The organism is Rhodovulum imhoffii, assembly GCF_003046545.1.
Lineage (GTDB): Bacteria > Pseudomonadota > Alphaproteobacteria > Rhodobacterales > Rhodobacteraceae > Rhodovulum > Rhodovulum imhoffii.
This window is the reverse complement of record NZ_QAAA01000001.1, coordinates 309,340-328,012: the sequence shown is the minus strand read 5'-3', so window position 1 is coordinate 328,012 and position 18,673 is coordinate 309,340. Positions and strand designations below refer to the sequence as shown.

Sequence of the window (18,673 nt, the reverse complement as noted above, 5' to 3'; positions counted from 1 at the left end):
TCAGAGTGTCAGCGTGACGGTCTTGGGCGCGCCCCGCCCGACGAGGGCGGAGAGCTGGAAGATGCGGATGTCGAGGGTATCGCCGGCACCGAGCAGTGCGCCCCAGTCGGCAGTCTGCTGGGCGGCGGTGTAGACCGCGCTGGTCGTCGTCGTGCTCAGCACCCGTTTCACGATGGCGCCGTCGAGAATCTCGACCTCGTAGGCTTCGAGCTCCTCGGCCAGCGGCACCTCGAGCCCGCCCCAACTGTCGGCCGCGAGTACTCGGGACCGGCGTGTCCAGCGGATCGTCAGATCGCCGGGACTGCGCGGCTTGCGCCACGGCTGTTCGACACGCGCGACGGAGAAGGGTCGCAGCCCGACGCCCTCGGGCGCGAAGGACTGCGCGACGTAAGTTTCGTCGCTGACCGGGCGGCTGGCCGGGCCGATGCGCCAGTTCCACGGGATGCCGAGATCGGCCTCGGCGATCGGCAGTGACGCGAGCGCGGTGTCCAGCACGACTACGTGGGCGCCAGCGAGCGCCGGGTTGCCCATGGCGCCCTCGGTGCCGCGCTGGCCACGCAGGAGCCGGGTTAGCCGATACCGACCGGGCGCCAGCAGCTCCGCCGCGCCCGCCTGCACGATCTCCCAAACGCCGGGCGCACTCTCGATAGCGAGCGCATTGGCGCCGCCGAACAGCGTCAGGTCGGTGACGCTTTCGAGAGTGCCGGTCAGCAGATCGACCACCAGAGCATTGCCGAGATCGAAGCGCGAGGTGGGGCCCGCGAAGAAGTCCGACACCAGCACCCCGATCCGGGAGCGACTGCCAAACGTCGTCAGCAGCTCGAAGCCATCGGTCGAGGGGCTGCGGAACACAGCCATCTCACCCGGCCAGGGAACCGCGTGCGCCGCGACCAGCGGCCGATGTGCGGGCTGATCCTCGGTCAGCTGCGGGAGGTCCATCAGCACCGCATCCGGCGCGCCGAACACCACGGCGCGCATCAGCGACGCCGCGCGCGGATCGCCGGGCGGGAGGTCATAGGTTGTCCGATCCTGTCGCACCGCCTCGATGCCGCGCGCCTCCGCGTCGGCGATGGAGACGAGCCGTAGATCGACCAACCGACCGTCATGCTCCAGCCGGATCGCGTCGGCCGAATCGAGCGCGAGGCGCGAGGGCGGCAGACGGAACGCCGCCGTCTCGCGCCCCACCCACGCCTCCATCAGCGCGCGGCGGCAGCGGCGCTCGGCTTCCTCGGGCGGTACCGCCATCGGGAAGGACTCGGACGCGATGCGCGTCGTGTCCACGGTGATGCGTCGCGCCTCGACGAGAGCGGCATCGTAATCCTCGTCCGCCCGCGCGACCTGCCATTTCAGGGCCTGCGGCAGTTCGGTCTCCTGGCCGCGGGTGAGCTCGAGCACGTCGCCCTCGCGGGGCGCGACAAGACCGTCTGGCGAGATGGTTGCGACAGCTGCGCGCCCGCGCATAACGAACCGTATCACACCCTCCGTCTCCACCGCGTCGAACCCGAAATGCCGCGCGAGCGTGGTAATGGACGCACGCGGGGACTCGAGCGCGCCGATCACATAGCCCTCCACCGCGCCCCAGAGCCCGGTGACATCAATCCGGGGCTCGGGCAGACCTGCGCGCAGGCAGAGGTGCCGGACCAGCGCCGCGAGCGACACCGCGCCGAGGCGCCCGGTCAGCCAGTGGCCGAGCCGCCAGTTCGCCCCGTCCGTCCAGACGTCGGTCAGCGCCGGAAAGAACGGATAGGGCCGCGCGTCCCAGGTCCAGGCGGCACATTCCGGCACATGCACCATCCGGCCGCCGTAGACGCTGGAGATCGGGTTGTTCGCGGCTTCGCCCCACCAGAGATACGTCGCCTCGAGATAGGCGCGCTGGATCGCGTCGTCCCGCCAGCCGCGGGAGAAGTACGGCACGAAGCTTTCGGATGATTTCGGGTCGAAGAAGACGTTCGGCTGGTTGGTGCCCCGGTCGATGGCCGGGCAGCCTAGCTCGGTGAACCAGATCGGCTTGGACTGCGGCGCCCACGCCGTCGGCGTGCCGCTCTCCACCCCGCCCAGGCGGTCGTAATGCGGGTTCGACCACCAGGCGCGCAGATCCTTGTAGCGGAAGACCCATGGCTTGCTGGCGGCACCGTCGGTGATCGGGGTGCGCACCTGCGCCCATCGGTCGGCGGCAGAGGCATAGAACCAGTCGAAGCCTTCGCCGCCCGCGATGTTCCCCTGCAGATAGGCACGGTCGTGGATCGCGGGCCAGCCGTCCTGCGCATCGACATGCTCGAAGCCATCCCGCCAGTCCGAGAGTGGCATGTAGTTGTCGATCCCGACGAAATCGATTTCCGGATCGGCCCAGAGCGGATCGAGATGGAAGAACACATCGCCGCTGCCGTCGCCCGGCTGGTGTCCGAAATACTCCGACCAGTCGGCCGCGTAGCTGATCGCTGTGCCCGCGCCGAGGATCGAGCGGACGTCGGTCGCCAGATCGCGGAAGGCCTGCACCGCCGGATAGCTCGACGCGCCCGAACGGATCGTCGTCAGCCCGCGCATCTCCGTCCCGATCAGGAAGGCATCGACCCCGCCGGCTGCCGCGCAAAGATGGGCGTAGTGCAGCACCATGCGGCGCAGGCCCCAGTCGTCCGCGCTCCCCGTCCAGGCGACGGTTTCGCCCGAGACCCCGAAGTCCGATGGGCTGGCGTTGCCGAAGAAGGCCGCGACCTGGCTAGCCGCGGTGGCGGTCGTGTCCACGCTGCCGGCATAGCCCGCCGCGGGCGAGCACGTGATCCGGCCGCGCCATGGGAACGTCGGCTGACCAGCCTCGGCGGCGTTGTCGCTGTACGGGTTCGGCAGCGTGTTGCCGGGCGGCACGTCCATCAGGATGAACGGATAGAAGGTCACGCGGAACCCGCGGGCCTTCTTCTCCTTGATCGCCTGCATCACCGCGAAGTCGGCCGGCGTGCCGCCATAGACCGGCCGGTCCTGGTCGTCGCGACTGACGAGATGGGCTGCGGACCGGCTCACGCCGTTCACGCTCCACGTCTGCGGGCTCGTGGTCTTTTCCGAGACCTCCACGCCCGGCCGGATCGTGCAGTCACCCGCGCGCAGGTCGTTCCCGAACCAGGCCACCACGAGGCTGATGCTCTCCACCTTCGGCGCCATCGCCTGCAGCCGGTCCAGCGCCACCACCATGTCGGCGGTGTCCGAGAGCGCGTTCAGGTTCTCCGGCACCTGCGCTCCGCCGCTGCCTTTGCGGATGCCGGTCGTCGCGTAGGTGAACTCGCCCGAGGCCGGGATCATGGTGACGGCGCGGGTCAGCCCCTCGGCGGTGTCGGGATCGGCGAGCGGGCGGAAGACCTCGAAGGACAGCTGCGGCAGGCGGTTGCCATAGGTCGAGAGCGCCAGCTCCTCGAAGACGACATACGCGGTGCCGCGGTAGGCGGGAGTGCTGGCCGTGCCCATCCTCGCGGCGATGAACGGGTCGGCCGTCTGCACCTCGTCGCCGGGATACCAGCGCCAGGTGACGCCGGAGAGGTCCATCGGCTTCCCGTCCGCCCAGATGCGGTCGATGCCGGTGATCGGCCCCTCGCACAGTGCGACCGCGAAGCTGGCATAGTAGAGATACTCGGTCGTTTTGACCTTGCCGCCTCCGCCGCCCTTGCCGCCGCCCTGCGTGGTGGTCTTCGTCTCCTCGCGGAAATCCGTTGCCCAGATGATGTTGCCGCCCATGCGCATGCGGCCGTAGAGCCGCGGGATCACCGCGCCCTCGGTGGCCGAGGTGATGCGCAGCGTGTCGAGCCGCGCGCCCTCGATGCGCTGCGTGGGCGCCAGCGACGAGATGATCCAGCTGTCGACGACCGAGCCGATGGTGGAGCCGATGAACCCGCCGATGGTGGCGGCGCTGACGCCGAGGATCGCGCCGCCGATCGAACCGCCAATGGCTGCGCCAGCGGCACCGAGAACGAGGGTGGCCATGTCGGGGGTCTCAGCGATGCGGGAACAGGAAGGCGAAGGCGATGCGCCGCCGCCAGGATTGGGTGAGCGGTTCCTCGATCACGCCGAGCCGCTCGTAGGCGTGCAGGAAGCTGTCGGGCGCGGTGAGGATCCCGACATGCTTGGCGATGGCGCGGGGCTTCATGCGGAACAGCACCAGCGTTCCTGGACCGGCTGCCGCGGGCTCCACTTCGATCATCATGGCACCCGCGCCCTCGGCCAGAACCTCGCGCGGGCCGGTCTCGCCCCAGTCCCGGCTGTAGGGCGGGATCGGGAACGGCTCGGGGCCGACGGCCTCGCGCCAGACGCCCCGGGCGAGCCCGAGGCAATCGCAGCCCACGCCGCGCAGGCTGGCCTGGTCGTGGTACGGCGTGCCGAGCCAGGACCGCGCGATGGCGATGACGCGCGCCGGGTCGGCCGATGCGAGAGGTTGCGTCACAGTACGCCTCCCTCGTGGCCGCCGTCCCGGCTGGCGTAGCGCAGGATCGTGTCCTGGCCGGGGATATGCGGGAAGCCCCTGAAATTGGCGGTGTTTGCGAACTTCGCCCCGCAGGTCTCCATGCGCTTGTCGCAACCCGCACGGATCGTGAAACCGTCGCCCTCGGCGATCGCGCGCACCGGCGCCTCGAGGAGGGTCAGCACGGCGATGCCATCCGTGACGTCATGGCCCAGCACCTCCGTCCGCCGTCCCGCGTTCGCGCCGCTGGTCCATTCGATGGTGCCGAAGGTGAACCACCCGGCGTCGAAGGCGCCGAGGCCCGAGGCCGTGAAGGCTCGGTCGCGCAGAAGGTCGATCACCGCACCGGTGCCCATGAAGGCGGGGGCCTCCAGGTCGACGCCGCAACGCCCATCGCCGAGCGCGGCATCGCAGGTCGCCTGGAACGTCCGCCCGACCGTCTGGCCCAGCTCATGGGCGAGCGAGCGAACCTCGGCGACGAAGGCGAGCCGCCCGCGCCGGATCTGACCGATAGCGCCCCGCCGCATCAGCACGCGCTGGGAGGTCGAGGCCCAGTTCACCCGCCAGACCTCGACCTCGGCGTTGTCCCAGCGGCCGTCGAGGATGTCTGTCTCGGTGATCCGGTCCGAGGTCAGCACGCCTTCGGCGTCCTGCGCATCGACGGACAGGTCCGAGCCCGATCGCACCTCGGAGGCCGTGAGCCCGCTCTCGGGCTCGAAGTCGGTCCCGTCGAAGCTGAGCGTCCGGTCGTGATCCGTGAAGCCGAAGGTGACGCCGTCGGCGCGGGTGATCCGCCAGCACCAGGCGAGCGTGGTCGTGCCCTCGTCGAGATGGGCCTGCAGCGCGGGCGAGAGGGATTTCATCGGCAGGTTCCCGTCATGCGGTCGTCGAGATCGGCGATCCAGTCGGCCCAGTCCGGCGGAACGGTGGCGACCGTCTCGGTAGGCGGTCGGGCGAGCCTAGCCTCGGCGTAGGAAGCGCAGCCCGCATCACCAGCGCCCATCGTTGCGGCGCAGCCGCTCAGCAGGATCGCCGGTGCCGCGGCCATCGCGAACCGCGTCGCGCCCGCGCTCGACGCGCTTGTTCTTGTCTTCGATAGCATCGCGTTCCGCCTCCCGTCTGCCCGCGCGTTCCCCTTCCGCACGCCCCCAGACTCGGCCGAGGACGACGCCTCCGACCGCACCCAGAGCCGCGACCAGCCAGATCAGGAACTCAGCCACCGTCCCGATCCCCGTGCGCGGCGGCGACGCAGTGGGCGACGAAGAAGACCCCGAGGCAGCCGCCCACGACCAGACCGGCGAGGAACTCAAGCATTGCCGCGGAACCCGCGCTCGATCCGGTCGCGCAGGCCAATCAGGCCCAGCCCGAGGAACATCAGCCCCGCTGGCGAGGCATCGCCAGAACCGGCGAGCAGCGCGATGAGCCGGGACAGTTCCCCGAGCGGCCCGGTGGCGGGCAGCGCGAGGGAGGCGATGCCGGTGAGCATGGCCAGCAGTCCTGCCCACCAGGTCATGGAATTGGGTCGGACGTATCGCATTGGGATCAGGCCCTCCGGATCAGGGTGGAGAAGAAGGCGGCCAGCCGGGCGAGCCAGCTGGTCGGCGCGTCCGGAGCGGGATCGATGACCGGCGGCCTCGGCAGCGGCGACGGCCGCAGCAACGCCAGCGCCTGGTCTTCGGTCAGGCGACGGATCGGCCGCGAGAAGTCCACGCGGCCCGCGCGGTCCACGGACCAGACCGGGATCGTGCCGCCGGGATAGCGGGCGTGGCGGAACAGGTCGCGCTCGGCTTCCCGCCGCGGAATGATCGCCGCCGGTCGCCGCCAGTTCAGAAAAGCGTCGGCGGCTGCAACGCGATTGCCGGCATTGAGATGTCGGGTCAGTGCAGCCTTCGCAATGCCGCCGGTGTTGTAGTGGAAGCTGACCAGCGCATCGAACTCGTGGGGCGCCAGCGGCCCCTTTAAGGCGCGCAGGACGGCGTCCTCGTAAGCAGTCAGGTCGGCTTGAAAGACCCGGAACGCCTCGCGGATCCCGGCATCGAGATCGGCGGGCATGCCGCGCGGCATGGTGGCCGGATCGGGCGGCCCGGCGGCGGCGGTGTGGCCGATGCCGAAGGTCCAGAGCTGTTTCACATCGAGATAGGGTCCGGGCACGAGTCCTTCGTGCCGGACGAGGGCCAGAAGGCCGCGGTCGGTCATGTGCATGGGATTACCGGATAAGCGAGAGGACGAGGATCAGCGCGGCAACGGCGAGGCCGACGCGCAGGCGATGCGCGAAAGCCTGTCGGGGATCGGCGGGTTCGCAGCGGAGGGAGCGCGCGAGACGGAGAAGGTCATTCATCGCCGCGGCCTTCGTTGGCGCGGCGCAGGCGGGCGAGCAGCATCTCGATGAAGGCCGGACCGAAGACGCCGACGAGATAGGCGGCCGACCCGGCAGCGCCGCCAGCCGGAATGGCCTCAGGCTGGAGCCCCATCCACGCTGTGATGACCGCCATCGACAGGCTACCCATTCCAGCGGCGATCAGGCCGCCGAGAAGAATATGCCGGAGTGCATCGCGCAGCCGCATCTTGGTGGTCAGCGCGTTCGTCGCACCGCCGAGTGCGCCCCAGGCAGCGAGGATCACGGCCGTCGAGGCCGCGAGCTCGCGCAGAACGGCGGCCACAAAGCTGCCAGTGTCATTCATCGCCGGATCTCCAGAAGCGGAATGGAGGTGATCGAGCCGAGCCGCTCGAGATCGAGCGTCACGTCGAGCGCGTCGGTGTCGAAGCGGACTGGCACGTCGAACTCGAAGCCCGCGGTGATGGCGACGCCAACGCTCGGCGCGGCGCCGAAGGTAACGACGCCAGTGGCGGTGTCGACCGACCAGCCGGAGGGCTGCTCGACACCCGACAGCGCGATGCGCACGCTTCCCGCCACCGGCTTGGCGATGGCGCGCGACCAGGATTGCGCACCGGAGGTGTAGTGCTTCACCAGCTGGACAGCGGTGGTCGTGCCATCCCCGGTGCCGATCGCCTGGTCGGTGGGCAATGGCGTCTGGGACGGCAGGCACGATTTGAAATCGCCCCAGTCCTTGAAACGGAAGCCATGCAGGCGGCCGTTTCGCGCCTCGAAGAAGGCGACCACCGACGCCAGATCGTCCGCGCGGCGGATGCCATAGGCGACGTCGTAGCGGCGGCGCGAGTTGGCCCAGCTGGCGTTGCGCTCCTCGTCACCCGAGGCAAGCTCGACGATCTGGGTGCGCCGTACCGGCCCGCCGCGCGCGCCGCGACTGATGTTGTCGGGAAACCGGACCTCGTGAAACGCCATCACATCCCCCTCCGCCCGAGCGACACGGCGCGGGCGATATCCGCCGCGACCTGCGTCCGCGATTGACGGAAGCTCTCGGCGTCACGCACCATGATGGTGACGTTGACGCCGCCGCCTGTGCCGTAGCTCTGCGCCTCTCGCCGCGACAGCACGCGCTCGCCCCGCTGCAGGATCGCGGGCACCTCATCGTGGCGAAGTCCGGCCATGCCGCCGGAATGCATCCGGGGCGCGGCGGCGAATGCCATGGCCGGGACCATCCGCGAGGGTCCGGCCGATCCGACCATCCCACCTGCGTGCAGGACGTTGGCGAAGGTGAGCGGGGACCGTGGCCCCAGTGGGGCCGCGTAAGCCCCACGAACGCCCGCGCCGCCGAGCGCGCCCGAGAGCGCGTTGGCGATGGGGCCGAGGATGAACCGCCGCGCCGCCAGTTTCGCCAGGTCCGCGATGAGCGAGGTCACCAGATCGCGGAAATTCAGCTTTCCGGTCTTCACGAACTCACCGACCGCGTCCTCGGCCGACTGAAACGCGCTGACGAGGCTCTGGCCGATATCGCCGCCGATCTCTCGGGCCCGGCTGGCATAGTCCGAGAGCGCTGCCGTCACGGCCTGCCATCCGGTCCGCGCACGCTCCGCCCCTTCGCCTGCGACGGTTCCGGCATCGCGGGCAGCACTTCCGGCGCCGTTGGCCGCAGTTGCGGTGTCGTCGAGCCCGGCCGCGAGTGCATCGGCGGAGGTCGCGGCATCCGTCAGCGCGGTTTCGGCCTCGGTGCCGGACCCGGTCACGGCAGCTTTCAGCGCCTGCCAGGCGGCAAGCGGCCGGGTCGCGGCATCGGTCAGCATGCCAGCGGCCTCGCGATAGGCATCGGCCCGGGCGCGCGCGTCATCCGCCATGGTGCCGAGACCGAGATCGGGCGGGGTGATATAGGTTCGGGCAAGCGCCGCCGAAAACGCATCGGCCGCTGCGGTACCCGCCGCCGTCGCGGCCCCCTCGAACGGGTTGTCGATCCGGCTCAGGTCGACAGCGTCGAGCGTGCCGATCCGCACCCCACCTTCGCCTGTCGCCCATTCCGGCAGCAGGGCCAGCGCGGCGTTCAGCGTCTCGATGAAGCTGTTGATGCGGGTGACGACGCCGTTCAGCATCGCCTCGACCCCGCCTATCAGCCCGTTGGCGGCCTGATAGGCAAAATCGCCGATGGCACCGGGCAGGCTGCCCCAGATCGCCACCGCGCCGTCATAGGCTCCCTGGAAGATCGCGACGGTGCGGTCTCCGAACCCGTTGAGCCCCGCGACGGTGCCGTCAAGAGCCGAGAGCGCGGCGGCCTTCAACCCCTCCCATCCGGCCGCCATACGGGCCAGCGCGGCGTCGAGCGCGAGCCCGACCCGCGACCAGACCTCGGATGCCAGATCGGAAAGCAGCCGGAAGGCTTCGCCGACCCCACCCACGCGGGCAACGAATTGGGACAGCTGATAGGTGAGTTCGCCGACGCCGACGATCAGGGCGCCGATGCCGGTGCGGATCAGCGCCCCGCGCAGCACGACGAGCGCGGTTGCGAACCCACGGACCGAGAGCGCGGCAGCGGCCAGCCCGGCGACCCAGCGGCCCGCGAGGAAGGTCGCGAAGGTCACGGCATAGGTGGTCAGGCGGCCGATATTGTCGAAGAGACCACGAATGGCGATGCCGAGCGGCCCGGTGCGGCTGGCCACTGCCGCCATGGCGTTGGCGACGGCTTCCAGCGCAGGCGCTGCGGCGGCAGCCAGCTGGTTCGATAGCCCGCGCCAGATCAGCCCGAGCCGGGAGATGGCATCGTTCGTCCGCTCGATCTGGTCGGCATCCTGCTCCGAGACCACTACCCCAAAAGCGAGGACGTCTTCGGTCGCCTGGCGCAGCGTCGCGGTGTCGATCCGCGACATTGCGATGGAGCCTTCCTCGCCGAAGAGCTGCCCGGCGACAGCTGCGCGCTCGGCGGCGGGCACGAAGCTCTCGATGGCGGCGTTGATGGCGCCGACACGCTGGTCCAGCGGCAGCGCGATCAGGTCGTTGGCGGACAGCCCGAGCCGGTCGAGCGCATCGGCGGCCGGGCCCGTGCCAGCGGCGGCCTGGCTGAGACGACGCGTCAGATCCTTCGTCGCCTGCTCGATGCCGGACATCGACACGCCCGCCAGCTCGCCCGCGCGCTCCAGCGTCTGGATAGAAGCAACGGTGGTGCCGAGGGACTGCGCCAGCTTGGCCTGCGCATCGACGGTCTGGAGGCCCGAGCGGATCATCGCTACGCCAGCGGCAGCGGCCGCTGCCACAGCGGCTGCGGCGGCCACACGCAACCGGCGCGAGAAAGCTGCCAGCCGGGTGTTCGCCGCCTCCATCTCGCGGCTGAGCCTTCCGAAGCCGCGCGCCCCGGCTTCGCCCACGCCTTCCAGTTCGGCGCGCACCTGCCGACCACCGACCGCGGCAAGGCGGACGCTGACGCGTTTTTCAGCCATTGGGGCGTTCCATCTGTTCGTTGAGTTTGGTGACCATCACCGCTTCGATGACGGGCAGCAGTTCGGCCATGGCGAGCGGCGGCACGCCGAGCGCATCCCCGAGCGCCAGCGCCGCCGACATGTCCCAGCCGATCACCGCGCCGGGCAGAACCCGGAGTTGGCCGCCGAGGCGGCCGACCAGGTCCCAGACCTGCCAGCCCTCATGGGTCAGCGGCCGGTTTAGCCGCGCCGGGCAGTCCGGGCACGTCGTTTGGCAGGCGTCGCAATATCGGTCGCCCCCGCCGAAGGACCATTCGGCGAGAGCGCGGAGGCGTTTTTTTCCTGCTCCAGCAGCAGCCCTTTCGATACGTAGGTCAGTTGGAAGGCCTCGAAGATCGGCCAGACGTCGAGCAGCGCGTCGATGGCCTCGGGGCTCGGATCGATGGGATTGCCGTCCGCGTCCCCGATGCCCTCCCAGGCGAGCACCGCCCTGCGAGCGAGCGCCTTGGCGAAGGCCACCGCGCGTTCCTCGTCGGAGGCCTCCTCGGGCACCGCCTCGACAGCCGGATCGCTGCGGGTCGCCACCATCTGCGCGGTGGTCAGCGGGCGCAGCTGCACCCGGACGCCGGGGGCAAGCTCATGCCAGCGCGGGGTGCTGGTCAGGTCGAGCGTCAGCATCAATACGTCTCCAAATCGTTCACGAGGGTGGCGGTGCACATCCGGCCGACGACGCTGTCGCGCGCCGCCTGCCAGTCGAAGGTGGCTTGCACCCCCTGCGGTCCGGAAATCTCGATCCGGGGGCGCGGCAGATAGACGGCGTGCACGGTGAAGGTGAAGCTCTCGCCCGAGGGCAGGACGTAGGCAAATTCCATCTCGCAGGCTTCGCCGTTGATCGCCTGCGTCACCAGCGTCTGGTCGGCGAACCGCACCTCGATCCGACCGGTCAGCGCCGCGATGGACGGGTCCGCACCGTCGATGCGGCCGTCCGAGCGGATGGTCTCGATCCGGTCGAGGTTGTTGGCATAGGTGATCTCGGCGGAGACCACGTTGCCGAGGGCGGTGCCATTGCGGGTGATCGCCCCGTTGAAATGCCCGAAGCGCTTCAGCTCCAGTGCGGCGGGCGTTCCGGCGCTGGTGGTCGTGCCGACCGTCTCGCCCTGCGCCACCAAACGGGCCGTGGCGGTCAGAAGCCCGGACCGCTGCATCTGCCAGGTGATCTGGTCGAGCACGCAGCCGGAATACATCGCATAGCGCGGCACCTCCGGCATGCCGGTCTCGATGGAGAGGCTCGGCAGCGTCCAGGCGCCCGACTGGAACTCATGCGTCCAGGGGCCGGTGCCCGTCGTCGTCGGCGCCCCGAAGGCCGCCTTCAGCCAGAAACCAAAGGCTTCGGCATCGAGCGGCACCACGATATCGCCGTCCGCCGTCACCGCGTCCTTGATCGGCGCCAGCGGATCGCGGCCGTAGCCGAGAAGCTCCGAGTTCAAGAGCGGCTGTTCGGCGCCGAGCGTGGTGCTGGCGAACGGCATCTTCGTGAAACCGCCCACGGGCGGCGTGCCATAGACAGTCTCGAACGCAAGCGCCATCTGCGCCCGCGCCCCCTGGGCTCGTGCCATGGTTTTCTCCTCAGGTTGTCGGGATCAGCCGAGCGGATCGGCTGTGGAATAGTGCAGCACCACCGGGATAACGGCGGCCTTCAGGCTGGCCGCGCCCTCGACCGGCAGATCGACAGGCCGCGGCGCTTCCGCCTCCACCCAGTCGCAAAGGCCGCCCAACGTGCGGTCGGCGGCGAGCGCCGCGCCGATGCTGGCGGTCAGCGTGTCGAAGGCGGCGTCACGGGCGGCGCCCTGAACGACCGCCTCGATTTCGGCGCGGTGCTGGTAGTGGTAGCGCAGGGGCGAGAGCGTGACCTCCGGCTCCCCCGGCTCCCCGTCCCGGAGGATCAGCAGCCCCTCGGTCGGGATACGCTCGGGCAGCACCTCACCGCGCAGGGCGTTGCCGGGCAGCGCCGAAAGCCGCGCGTGCAGCGCGGTGAGGATGGTTTCGCGTTGGTTGGGCATTACGAACCTTGTGCTCCACGACGGGGCCAACGTCGTTGAGTCTTGTTGTTGTTCTGTTGCAACGGGTTGAAGCCGTCGTCACGGGCTGAGTCTCGACGGAGAAAATCTGGCGACAGCATGAGAACGTCTCAATTTCCAGAACGGGCGCGCTCGCTATGCTGAAGACCACCACTGCTGGAGCCATTGAAAATGTTGGTCTATCGCATACTGACCGGCGTCGACGACGCTGCATTCTGCCATCGGCTCACCGAAGCGTTGCACCTGGGGTGGAGCCTTTATGGCTCGCCAAGTGTCACCTTCGACTCATCCCGGCAGGCCGTGATCTGCGCTCAGGCCATCACGAAGGAAGTTGCCGGTCGGACTTACGACCCGGCCATGGACCTTTCCGTGCAGTAAACCGCGAGGACGCATTTCAAAGATCGGCGAAGGAGAAAGGACATGTCGAACTCGATAATCGGTGCCCAAGGAAAGCAGCGTCGGTCGTTGTTGGACGGGCAGTCTCCGACCTCGAAGATGGTGGCCGTACTCGTTGGGACCTTGTTCCTCGCTCTGTCTTCCTACGTCGAAGTGCCGATGATCCCTGTACCGATGAAGATGCAGACATTTGCGGTCGCGCTGGTTGGCGCAGTCTACGGGTGGCGCCTTGGCGGCATCACCATCGCGACCTGGCTAGTCGAGGGCGCCTTGGGGCTGCCGGTCCTTGCTGGTGGCGCAGCCGGGGCACATCATTTCATCGGTCCGACGGCTGGCTATCTTTTCGCATTTCCACTTGCAGGCATGGCTGCGGGGTGGCTGGCGGAACAAGGCTGGAACGGTGAGCGGGTCGTCCTTGCCTTTGTGAACATGCTGATCAGCAACATCATTTGTCTCGTGATCGGCGCGGCTTGGCTCGCAGTTCTCATTGGCGGCAGAGAAGCAGTCATGGCGGGCGTGGTTCCGTTCCTCACTGGCGCAGTCCTGAAGTCAGCGCTGGGCGCTGTTTCCCTCAAGCTGCTTTCACGGCGCCTGCGGTCGATCTCGGAATGACCGTGCGGCTGCGCCCGCACCACCTCTTGTGCATCCTGACCTATGTGGGGAAGGGCTATGGTCGGGATTTCACGGCCAACATGTCCGCAATTGTCCGTCGAATTGCATCAGGCGAAGAATTCGAGATCGTATCGGGACCGGACGACATTTGCTCCCCTCGGCTCAATGAGCAAGCCTCACACTGCCATGAAGCTCGGATAAGCCTCCGCGACGAGAATGCCGCGCAGGACATTTCCAGATGCCTTGGAATTGGCGTTGAGGCGGGAGCGAGGATCAACTTAGGCATGCCGCTGAAAATGGCGCTGCGCCGTTCGTTCGCAGCCGAGGATATCCGGTCTGCTTGTTTCGGATGCGAATGGACATATCTCTGCCGCGCGGTTGCTTCCTCCGATTTTGAATGCTCGATCCTTTGAAGCCCAAGGCAGATGCAGGGTACCTCGGAATAACAGTGCAGCGAACTTGCAGAATTCGAAGGCCCAAGCACATCAGAGCCGCTACTCCACCCAGTTCAACACGATCAGTCCCGGCACGCTGTCGAGCGCCCGCTCGGCGTCACGGTCGAGGTCGAGCCGCTTCGGCAGCTTGACCTGTGGGACCAAGAGGAAGATCGGCACCGTCGTGCGTCCGCGGCCGGTCTTCGACCGCGACGCGACACCGAGCCCACGGCTGTTCAGCCGCCCTTCCGCCACCAGAAGGCTCGGGCCGGTGCGGCGGTAGATGAAGCGCAGCCGCAGGCCGCGTCGGCGCTCCCATTCGCCGGGAGTGATCTTGCCGCCGCGCAGGCCCCGGCCGGCGGCCTCGGTCGGGATCGCCAGCCAGAACCCGTCCTTCGAGCGGATGAGAGGCCCGGTGTCGTGGGCGCCGACGATGACCGGGGCCTTGGACCAGACCAGCGCCGCGGCGTTAAGGCTCTCGCCGGACTTCGGGTATGTCTGGCTCCGGATCGAGTTCGCCAGCCGTCGGCCGAGCCCCGCCCCGGTGATCTGGCCACGCCAGACGGTCTTGAGCCCGGTCCCGGCTTCGCGCATGGCTGCCGTGACGGCCTTCTCGCCGGCCTTCACCTCTGCCGCCATGGCAGCGACGAGGTCCGGCATGATGTCGAGTTTCAGCTTCATCGCTGTCAGGCCGGTCGCAGATCCACGGTCCAGACGAGCCGTTCGCGGTCGCGGACGGGCTCGCCCTGGATGAGGAAGGGCTCTCCGTCGATCTCGATCCGGTCGCCGGGGCGTGGGTTTGTAACCTCGGCGAGGCGCAGGTCCAGCCGGGAGGTTTCCGACCAGATGCGCGCCTCGCCGAAGCCGGTGACGTCGTCGGGCCGCCGCAGGATCGCGCGGACCAGCGACGGCGCGCCGCCCTCGGCGGTGTAGACCACGTCCCGCGCAAGATGCGCGTCCGCGAAGAGCGCGTCGAGGACGGCAGCGAAGGCGGTCATCAGGTCCGCCGCGCCGATCGCAGCACCTGCGGCCGGGTGCAGATCGGGAGCGGGTTGCTCTCGATCTCGAGCCGCACCCACTCGTCGCGATCCCGGTCGGGGATCGTGCGGGCATAGAGCGGCTGGCCGAGGGTGTTCACCGTCTCGAAGGTGTCGGCGGGGGCGTAGTAGATCTCGAAGAGCCCCTCGATGCCTTCGGGATAGAAGAAGGCCTTGTCGGTCGGCACGGTGAAACCCACCCCGCCCCGATAACGGCGGAAGGTGATGCCGCCGAAGCTGACCTCGTCGGCGACGCGGCCGCGCAGGTCGGCTGCGGCGGCGGTGTTGAGGTAGGTCTCGCGCACTTCCTTGTGGGCGACGAGATCGGCGAAGAAGGCCGAGCCGCATTCCGCGCGGACCTGCACGGCGCCGGCCGAGAGCCCGCCCATCGAGTCCTCGACGCTCTCGATGAGCGTCTGGCAGCGCTTGCGCAGCGCGCCGGAGGCCGGGCTCGCATTGTCGAGGTCGAAGTCGATCTCGGCCGCCGGCGAGATGCCGAACTCGGTGAAGTAGTTCACGACCGTGGCGTGGTCCTTCGGGTCCTTCACCAGCCCCTGGATGCCGTTCAGGAGGTGGTATTCGAAGGTCGTCTCGGCGTCCTGGCGGAGCTTGCGCAGGCGGTACGCCACCTCGGTCTGCACCTGCTGGGTGGCGCTTTCCGAGCCGAAGTCGCGAACGGACTGGATCTCCGAGGCCCAGAGTACGTCCTGCTTCTTGAACTGACGGCAGACGAAGGCACGCATCTCGCGCCGGTCGGGCACCTGCTGCTCGTAGGCCGAACCACGCTCGGAGAACGGAATCAACGACAGTGTGCCGTCGCGGCTCTCGATCACGACCGTGCGGGACCGGACACCGCGCGGGCTGAAGAGGGCCGAGCCCGAGAGCAGTGCCGGCTTGTAGGGGATGTTCTCGAGCGCACGAGTAAGTTCGACGATGGTGAAGGCATCGCCTTCGAAGATGTCCATGGTGGCCATGAGGATGCCTCCTGTCGGGATTGGATCAGCGGACGAGGATGCCCGCGGCGAGAAGCGCCGTGTGGGCGGCCGCGATCTCGCCCTCGCTGGGCGTGCCGGCGAAGACGAGATCGTGGCGGTTTACGATGGCGGGACCGCGGACCACGGCTACGGCCGGCGCATCGCCACCGGACGCATCCGCCTTGCCCCAGAGCACGGCGACGGCGGTCTCGGTGCCGTCGACCGCCGCCGGATCGTGCGCGGCGTACTTTCCGGACGCGGTGATCTTGCCGAGCACGGTGCCGGGTTCGAGCGTGCCCGCCGCGACGGTGATCGTTTCGCGGGTGTAGTCGCGGAAGGCTTCCCAGACGAGGAAGCCGCCGGGGTGTTTCCCTTCGACCAGCGTGGTCATGGTGTCATCCTTTCAGCTTGAAGGTGCGGGCGACGATCTCGCCCCAGGGGCGCGCGGCCGAGGAGCGGCCGGGCTGCGGGTGATGGGGCGCGATCTCGGGCTCGGCTTCTGCCTTGGCGGCGAGGAGCGCGGCGCGCACATCGTCGAGACTGGCATCCTGCTCGAGGAAGCGGCCGGCCATCTGCGGCTGGCCGGCAAGACGACAGAGATCGATGACGGCCCGAGCATGCTCGATGACTTCCGCGCGGATCGCGGCGGGATCCGGCGGTGCGACGCTCGGCGGCGGGGTTTGGGCGGACGGCTCCGGGGTGTCGGGAGCGGCGACCTCGTCGTCCTCGTCGTCCTCGACCTCATCGCCGTCGGCGACGTCGTCGGTGGCCTCGGTGTTTGTGCCGTCAGCATCGTCGCCGGGCTCCGGTTCGGCTTCGACCTGCTCCACCAACACCGGCGGCGCATTGCGGAAGCGCCCGATGTCAAAGCGCGCAGCGATCCGGACGGGCTCGATCAGGCGGTCGGCAAAGCCCTGCGCCACGGCATCGCCAGCGTCGAACCATGTCTCGGCGGCCATGAGCGCGGAGACCTCCTCCGGCGTCCGGCCGGATTTCGCGGCGTAGCCGGAGACCAGGCTGCCTTTCACCTTGTCGAGCGCCTCGGCCATCGCGCGCATGTCCTCAGCCGTGCCCATCACGAGGCCGGCGGGGTCGTGGATCATCAGGAAGGCGTTCTCGGGCATGACGATCTCGTCGCCCGCCATCGCGATGTAGGAGGCGGCCGAGGCGGCGATGCCGTCGATCCAGACGGTGACCGTGCCCTCGTGGCGCTTCAGCGCGTTGTGGATCGCGACCGCGTCGAAGACCGATCCGCCGGGGCTGTTCAGCCGCAGATCGACGGGCGTGCCCTCGGGCAGCGCACCCAGTTCGGCCAGAAAGCCCTTCGCCGAGACCCCGTAGGCGCCGATCTCGTCATAGATCGCCACTTCCGCACCGGTCCCCCGGGCGCGGATCGCATACCAGCTTGCCATGTCGTCACTCCTGTTCGGTGGTCGGATCGGTCGCCGCCGCGCCGTCATCCGTGTCGTTGCCGGCGCCCTCACCGGCCTCGGACCTTGTTGCCGGTGTCGCTCTTGCCCCTTGCGTCTCGCCGGGGCTCGTGCGGTAGCGCAGGCCGAGTGCCGTCGCGCGCGCGGCGTCCGCGGCGTTCTCGCGGTCGACTTCCTCGATGTCGTAACCGGTGGCCTCGACCACCTTGCGCCGCGACGTGATGCCGGCCTCCATCGCCAGCACCTGCGCCTGGATGTCCTTCAGCGGATCGACCCAATCCCAACGTGGCGGGATCCACTGCACCGGCCGAACCTCCGCCGGATCGGCGTCGACCGCGCCCGACAGTACCGCCATCTCCAGCCAGCGCAGCCAGACCGGGCGGCAGAGCTGGTGGACGATGACACCATGCTGCAGCTGGCCGATGCGACGGCGGAACTCGACGAGCTCGGCGCGGAGGCTCGAGTAGTTGGCCTGCCGAACGTCGCCGGTCACGAGGTGATAGGGCAGCCCGAGAGAGGCCGCGACCGCCAGCAGCGTTCGGTACTGGAAGGCCTCGTAGCCGCCGCCGACATCGGCCGGAGACGAGAACTTCACGTCTTCGCCTGGCAGCAGCACCTGCATCGTGCCGGGCTCGAGGCTCGCGATGGCAGCCCCGTCGAGATCCGCCTCCGCCTCGCCCATCATGGGCTCTTCCGGCGCCGTCTTGGTGATGAAGCCCGCGAACATCGCCGCGGTCTTCTTCCGGTCGAGTTCAGCGTCGTCGTACTGGTCGAGCAGGAACAGCCGCACCATCGCGGGCGCGATATGCGGCAGGCCCCGGATCTGGCCCGCGTCAATCGGGCGGTAGATGTGCAGCACATCCCCCGCCGGCACGCGCACCGTCTCCGGCATCACCGCGCCCTGATCGGTGCTGTCGCCCGGATGGCGACGGCGGAAGTGATAGGCCACGCGTCGCCCGATCGCATCGAACTCGATTCCGCAGCGGATGCGGTTGCCATTGGCCGCGGTCTCGGTCTTCTCGAAGGGCAGCATTTCCGACTGGAGAAGCTGCAGCTGGATCGGGACCTGCAGTCCGTCCTCGGCCCGGCGCGGGCGCAGCCGGACGAAGCATTCGCCGGCAACGAACATCTCCCGCGCGACCATGGCCTGCAGGCCGTAGAAGTCGGTCAGCCCATCCGCATCGGCCTCGTCGGTCCAGGCGAGCCAGAGCCGCTGGACTCGGTCGCGGAGGTCGGCGTCACCGATCAGCGAGGAGGGCTTGATCCCGTCGCCGACGAGGTTCGCGGCGAAGGCCTCGCAGGCATTGGCGGCATAGCCGTTCGTGACCACCAGCTCGCGCGACCGCGCCAGCAGACGCGGACCGCCCGAGGCGACCAGCGCGTTGATGTTCTCCAAGGGCGGGTTCCAGCCCCGCAGCCGACGCTTCGCCATGGCGCCTTCGAGACGGGCGCGCACGGCAGCGGGGCCGCCAGCGGACCGACGGCGAAAGCGGTCGAAGAGACCCATGGGA

Annotated in this window: 23 protein-coding genes; 3 read left to right on the top strand and 20 right to left on the bottom strand. The window is 68.9% G+C overall.

The genetic code is table 11. From position 1 onward, the window contains the following. From C8N32_RS01675 to C8N32_RS01615, 14 genes are all read right to left on the bottom strand, one after another. Window positions 1-3,966, bottom strand: a complete 3,966-nt coding sequence (locus C8N32_RS01675; RefSeq protein ID WP_107890724.1) for a baseplate multidomain protein megatron — start codon at window positions 3,964-3,966, stop codon at window positions 1-3. A gap of 10 nt (window positions 3,967-3,976) precedes the next feature. Beyond that, complete coding sequence (locus C8N32_RS01670; protein WP_107890723.1) at window positions 3,977-4,423, bottom strand: NlpC/P60 family protein; 447 nt, start codon at window positions 4,421-4,423, stop codon at window positions 3,977-3,979. Continuing rightward, on the bottom strand, window positions 4,420-5,304 hold the full coding sequence (locus C8N32_RS01665; RefSeq protein ID WP_107890722.1) for a DUF2163 domain-containing protein: 885 nt from the start codon (window positions 5,302-5,304) through the stop codon (window positions 4,420-4,422). Before C8N32_RS01665 ends, C8N32_RS01670 begins: the two co-directional genes overlap by 4 nt. A gap of 126 nt (window positions 5,305-5,430) precedes the next feature. Further along, a complete protein-coding gene (locus C8N32_RS01660) occupies window positions 5,431-5,661 on the bottom strand; it encodes a hypothetical protein (RefSeq protein WP_107890721.1) in 231 nt (76 codons plus the stop codon). An 86-nt stretch (window positions 5,662-5,747) separates the two neighbouring features. After that, entirely contained in the window at window positions 5,748-5,954 is a 207-nt protein-coding gene (locus C8N32_RS01655; RefSeq protein WP_107890720.1) for a hypothetical protein, read from the bottom strand. 29 nt (window positions 5,955-5,983) lie between these two features. Next, window positions 5,984-6,637 (bottom strand): lysozyme, encoded by a 654-nt coding sequence (locus tag C8N32_RS01650; RefSeq protein WP_242509485.1) that lies wholly within the window; start codon window positions 6,635-6,637, stop codon window positions 5,984-5,986. A gap of 10 nt (window positions 6,638-6,647) precedes the next feature. Continuing rightward, entirely contained in the window at window positions 6,648-6,779 is a 132-nt protein-coding gene (locus tag C8N32_RS15440; protein ID WP_274610736.1) for a hypothetical protein, read from the bottom strand. After that, window positions 6,772-7,122, bottom strand: a complete 351-nt coding sequence (locus C8N32_RS01645; RefSeq protein ID WP_107890718.1) for a hypothetical protein — start codon at window positions 7,120-7,122, stop codon at window positions 6,772-6,774. Before C8N32_RS01645 ends, C8N32_RS15440 begins: the two co-directional genes overlap by 8 nt. Beyond that, on the bottom strand, window positions 7,119-7,745 hold the full coding sequence (locus C8N32_RS01640) for a DUF2460 domain-containing protein (RefSeq protein ID WP_107890717.1): 627 nt from the start codon (window positions 7,743-7,745) through the stop codon (window positions 7,119-7,121). The genes C8N32_RS01645 and C8N32_RS01640 overlap by 4 nt, the downstream gene beginning before the upstream one ends. After that, a complete protein-coding gene (locus C8N32_RS01635; RefSeq protein ID WP_107890716.1) occupies window positions 7,745-10,222 on the bottom strand; it encodes a phage tail tape measure C-terminal domain-containing protein in 2,478 nt (825 codons plus the stop codon). Before C8N32_RS01635 ends, C8N32_RS01640 begins: the two co-directional genes overlap by 1 nt. Beyond that, entirely contained in the window at window positions 10,215-10,358 is a 144-nt protein-coding gene (locus C8N32_RS01630) for a DUF7697 family protein (protein ID WP_242509494.1), read from the bottom strand. Before C8N32_RS01630 ends, C8N32_RS01635 begins: the two co-directional genes overlap by 8 nt. A gap of 83 nt (window positions 10,359-10,441) precedes the next feature. After that, the gene (locus tag C8N32_RS01625) at window positions 10,442-10,879 is read right to left on the bottom strand and encodes a hypothetical protein (RefSeq protein ID WP_107890714.1); all 438 of its coding nucleotides are present in this window, start codon (window positions 10,877-10,879) and stop codon (window positions 10,442-10,444) included. Continuing rightward, window positions 10,879-11,817 (bottom strand): phage tail tube protein, encoded by a 939-nt coding sequence (locus tag C8N32_RS01620; protein ID WP_107890713.1) that lies wholly within the window; start codon window positions 11,815-11,817, stop codon window positions 10,879-10,881. The genes C8N32_RS01625 and C8N32_RS01620 overlap by 1 nt, the downstream gene beginning before the upstream one ends. 24 nt (window positions 11,818-11,841) lie before the next feature. Next, window positions 11,842-12,261, bottom strand: a complete 420-nt coding sequence (locus tag C8N32_RS01615) for an acyl-CoA transferase (protein ID WP_107890712.1) — start codon at window positions 12,259-12,261, stop codon at window positions 11,842-11,844. A 189-nt stretch (window positions 12,262-12,450) separates the two neighbouring features. Between C8N32_RS01615 and C8N32_RS01610 the strand changes: the two genes are divergently transcribed. From C8N32_RS01610 to C8N32_RS01600, 3 genes are read left to right on the top strand one after another with little or no spacing between them, the layout of a single operon-like run. Next, window positions 12,451-12,657: a DUF1737 domain-containing protein gene (locus tag C8N32_RS01610; protein WP_107890711.1), complete on the top strand. Its 207-nt coding sequence runs from the start codon at window positions 12,451-12,453 to the stop codon at window positions 12,655-12,657. Window positions 12,658-12,699: 42 nt separating this feature from the next. Then, entirely contained in the window at window positions 12,700-13,287 is a 588-nt protein-coding gene (locus C8N32_RS01605; RefSeq protein WP_107890710.1) for a biotin transporter BioY, read from the top strand. Further along, entirely contained in the window at window positions 13,284-13,700 is a 417-nt protein-coding gene (locus C8N32_RS01600; RefSeq protein WP_107890709.1) for a DUF1284 domain-containing protein, read from the top strand. The genes C8N32_RS01605 and C8N32_RS01600 overlap by 4 nt, the downstream gene beginning before the upstream one ends. 81 nt (window positions 13,701-13,781) lie before the next feature. Here C8N32_RS01600 and C8N32_RS01595 read toward each other — a convergent pair whose 3' ends face one another. From C8N32_RS01595 to C8N32_RS01570, 6 genes are read right to left on the bottom strand one after another with little or no spacing between them, the layout of a single operon-like run. Beyond that, entirely contained in the window at window positions 13,782-14,402 is a 621-nt protein-coding gene (locus C8N32_RS01595; RefSeq protein ID WP_107890708.1) for a DUF6441 family protein, read from the bottom strand. 5 nt (window positions 14,403-14,407) lie between these two features. Further along, on the bottom strand, window positions 14,408-14,719 hold the full coding sequence (locus C8N32_RS01590) for a head-tail joining protein (RefSeq protein WP_107890707.1): 312 nt from the start codon (window positions 14,717-14,719) through the stop codon (window positions 14,408-14,410). Then, window positions 14,719-15,732 carry a major capsid protein gene (locus C8N32_RS01585; protein ID WP_107890706.1) on the bottom strand — a complete coding sequence of 338 codons (1,014 nt, stop codon included), beginning with the start codon at window positions 15,730-15,732 and terminating at the stop codon, window positions 14,719-14,721. The genes C8N32_RS01590 and C8N32_RS01585 overlap by 1 nt, the downstream gene beginning before the upstream one ends. A 25-nt stretch (window positions 15,733-15,757) precedes the next feature. Then, window positions 15,758-16,123 (bottom strand): head decoration protein, encoded by a 366-nt coding sequence (locus C8N32_RS01580; RefSeq protein ID WP_107890705.1) that lies wholly within the window; start codon window positions 16,121-16,123, stop codon window positions 15,758-15,760. 4 nt (window positions 16,124-16,127) lie between these two features. Then, window positions 16,128-17,144 (bottom strand): head maturation protease, ClpP-related, encoded by a 1,017-nt coding sequence (locus C8N32_RS01575; RefSeq protein ID WP_170106705.1) that lies wholly within the window; start codon window positions 17,142-17,144, stop codon window positions 16,128-16,130. Window positions 17,145-17,148: 4 nt separating this feature from the next. Continuing rightward, a complete protein-coding gene (locus C8N32_RS01570) occupies window positions 17,149-18,669 on the bottom strand; it encodes a phage portal protein (RefSeq protein WP_242509484.1) in 1,521 nt (506 codons plus the stop codon). Window positions 18,670-18,673 lie beyond the last annotated feature (4 nt).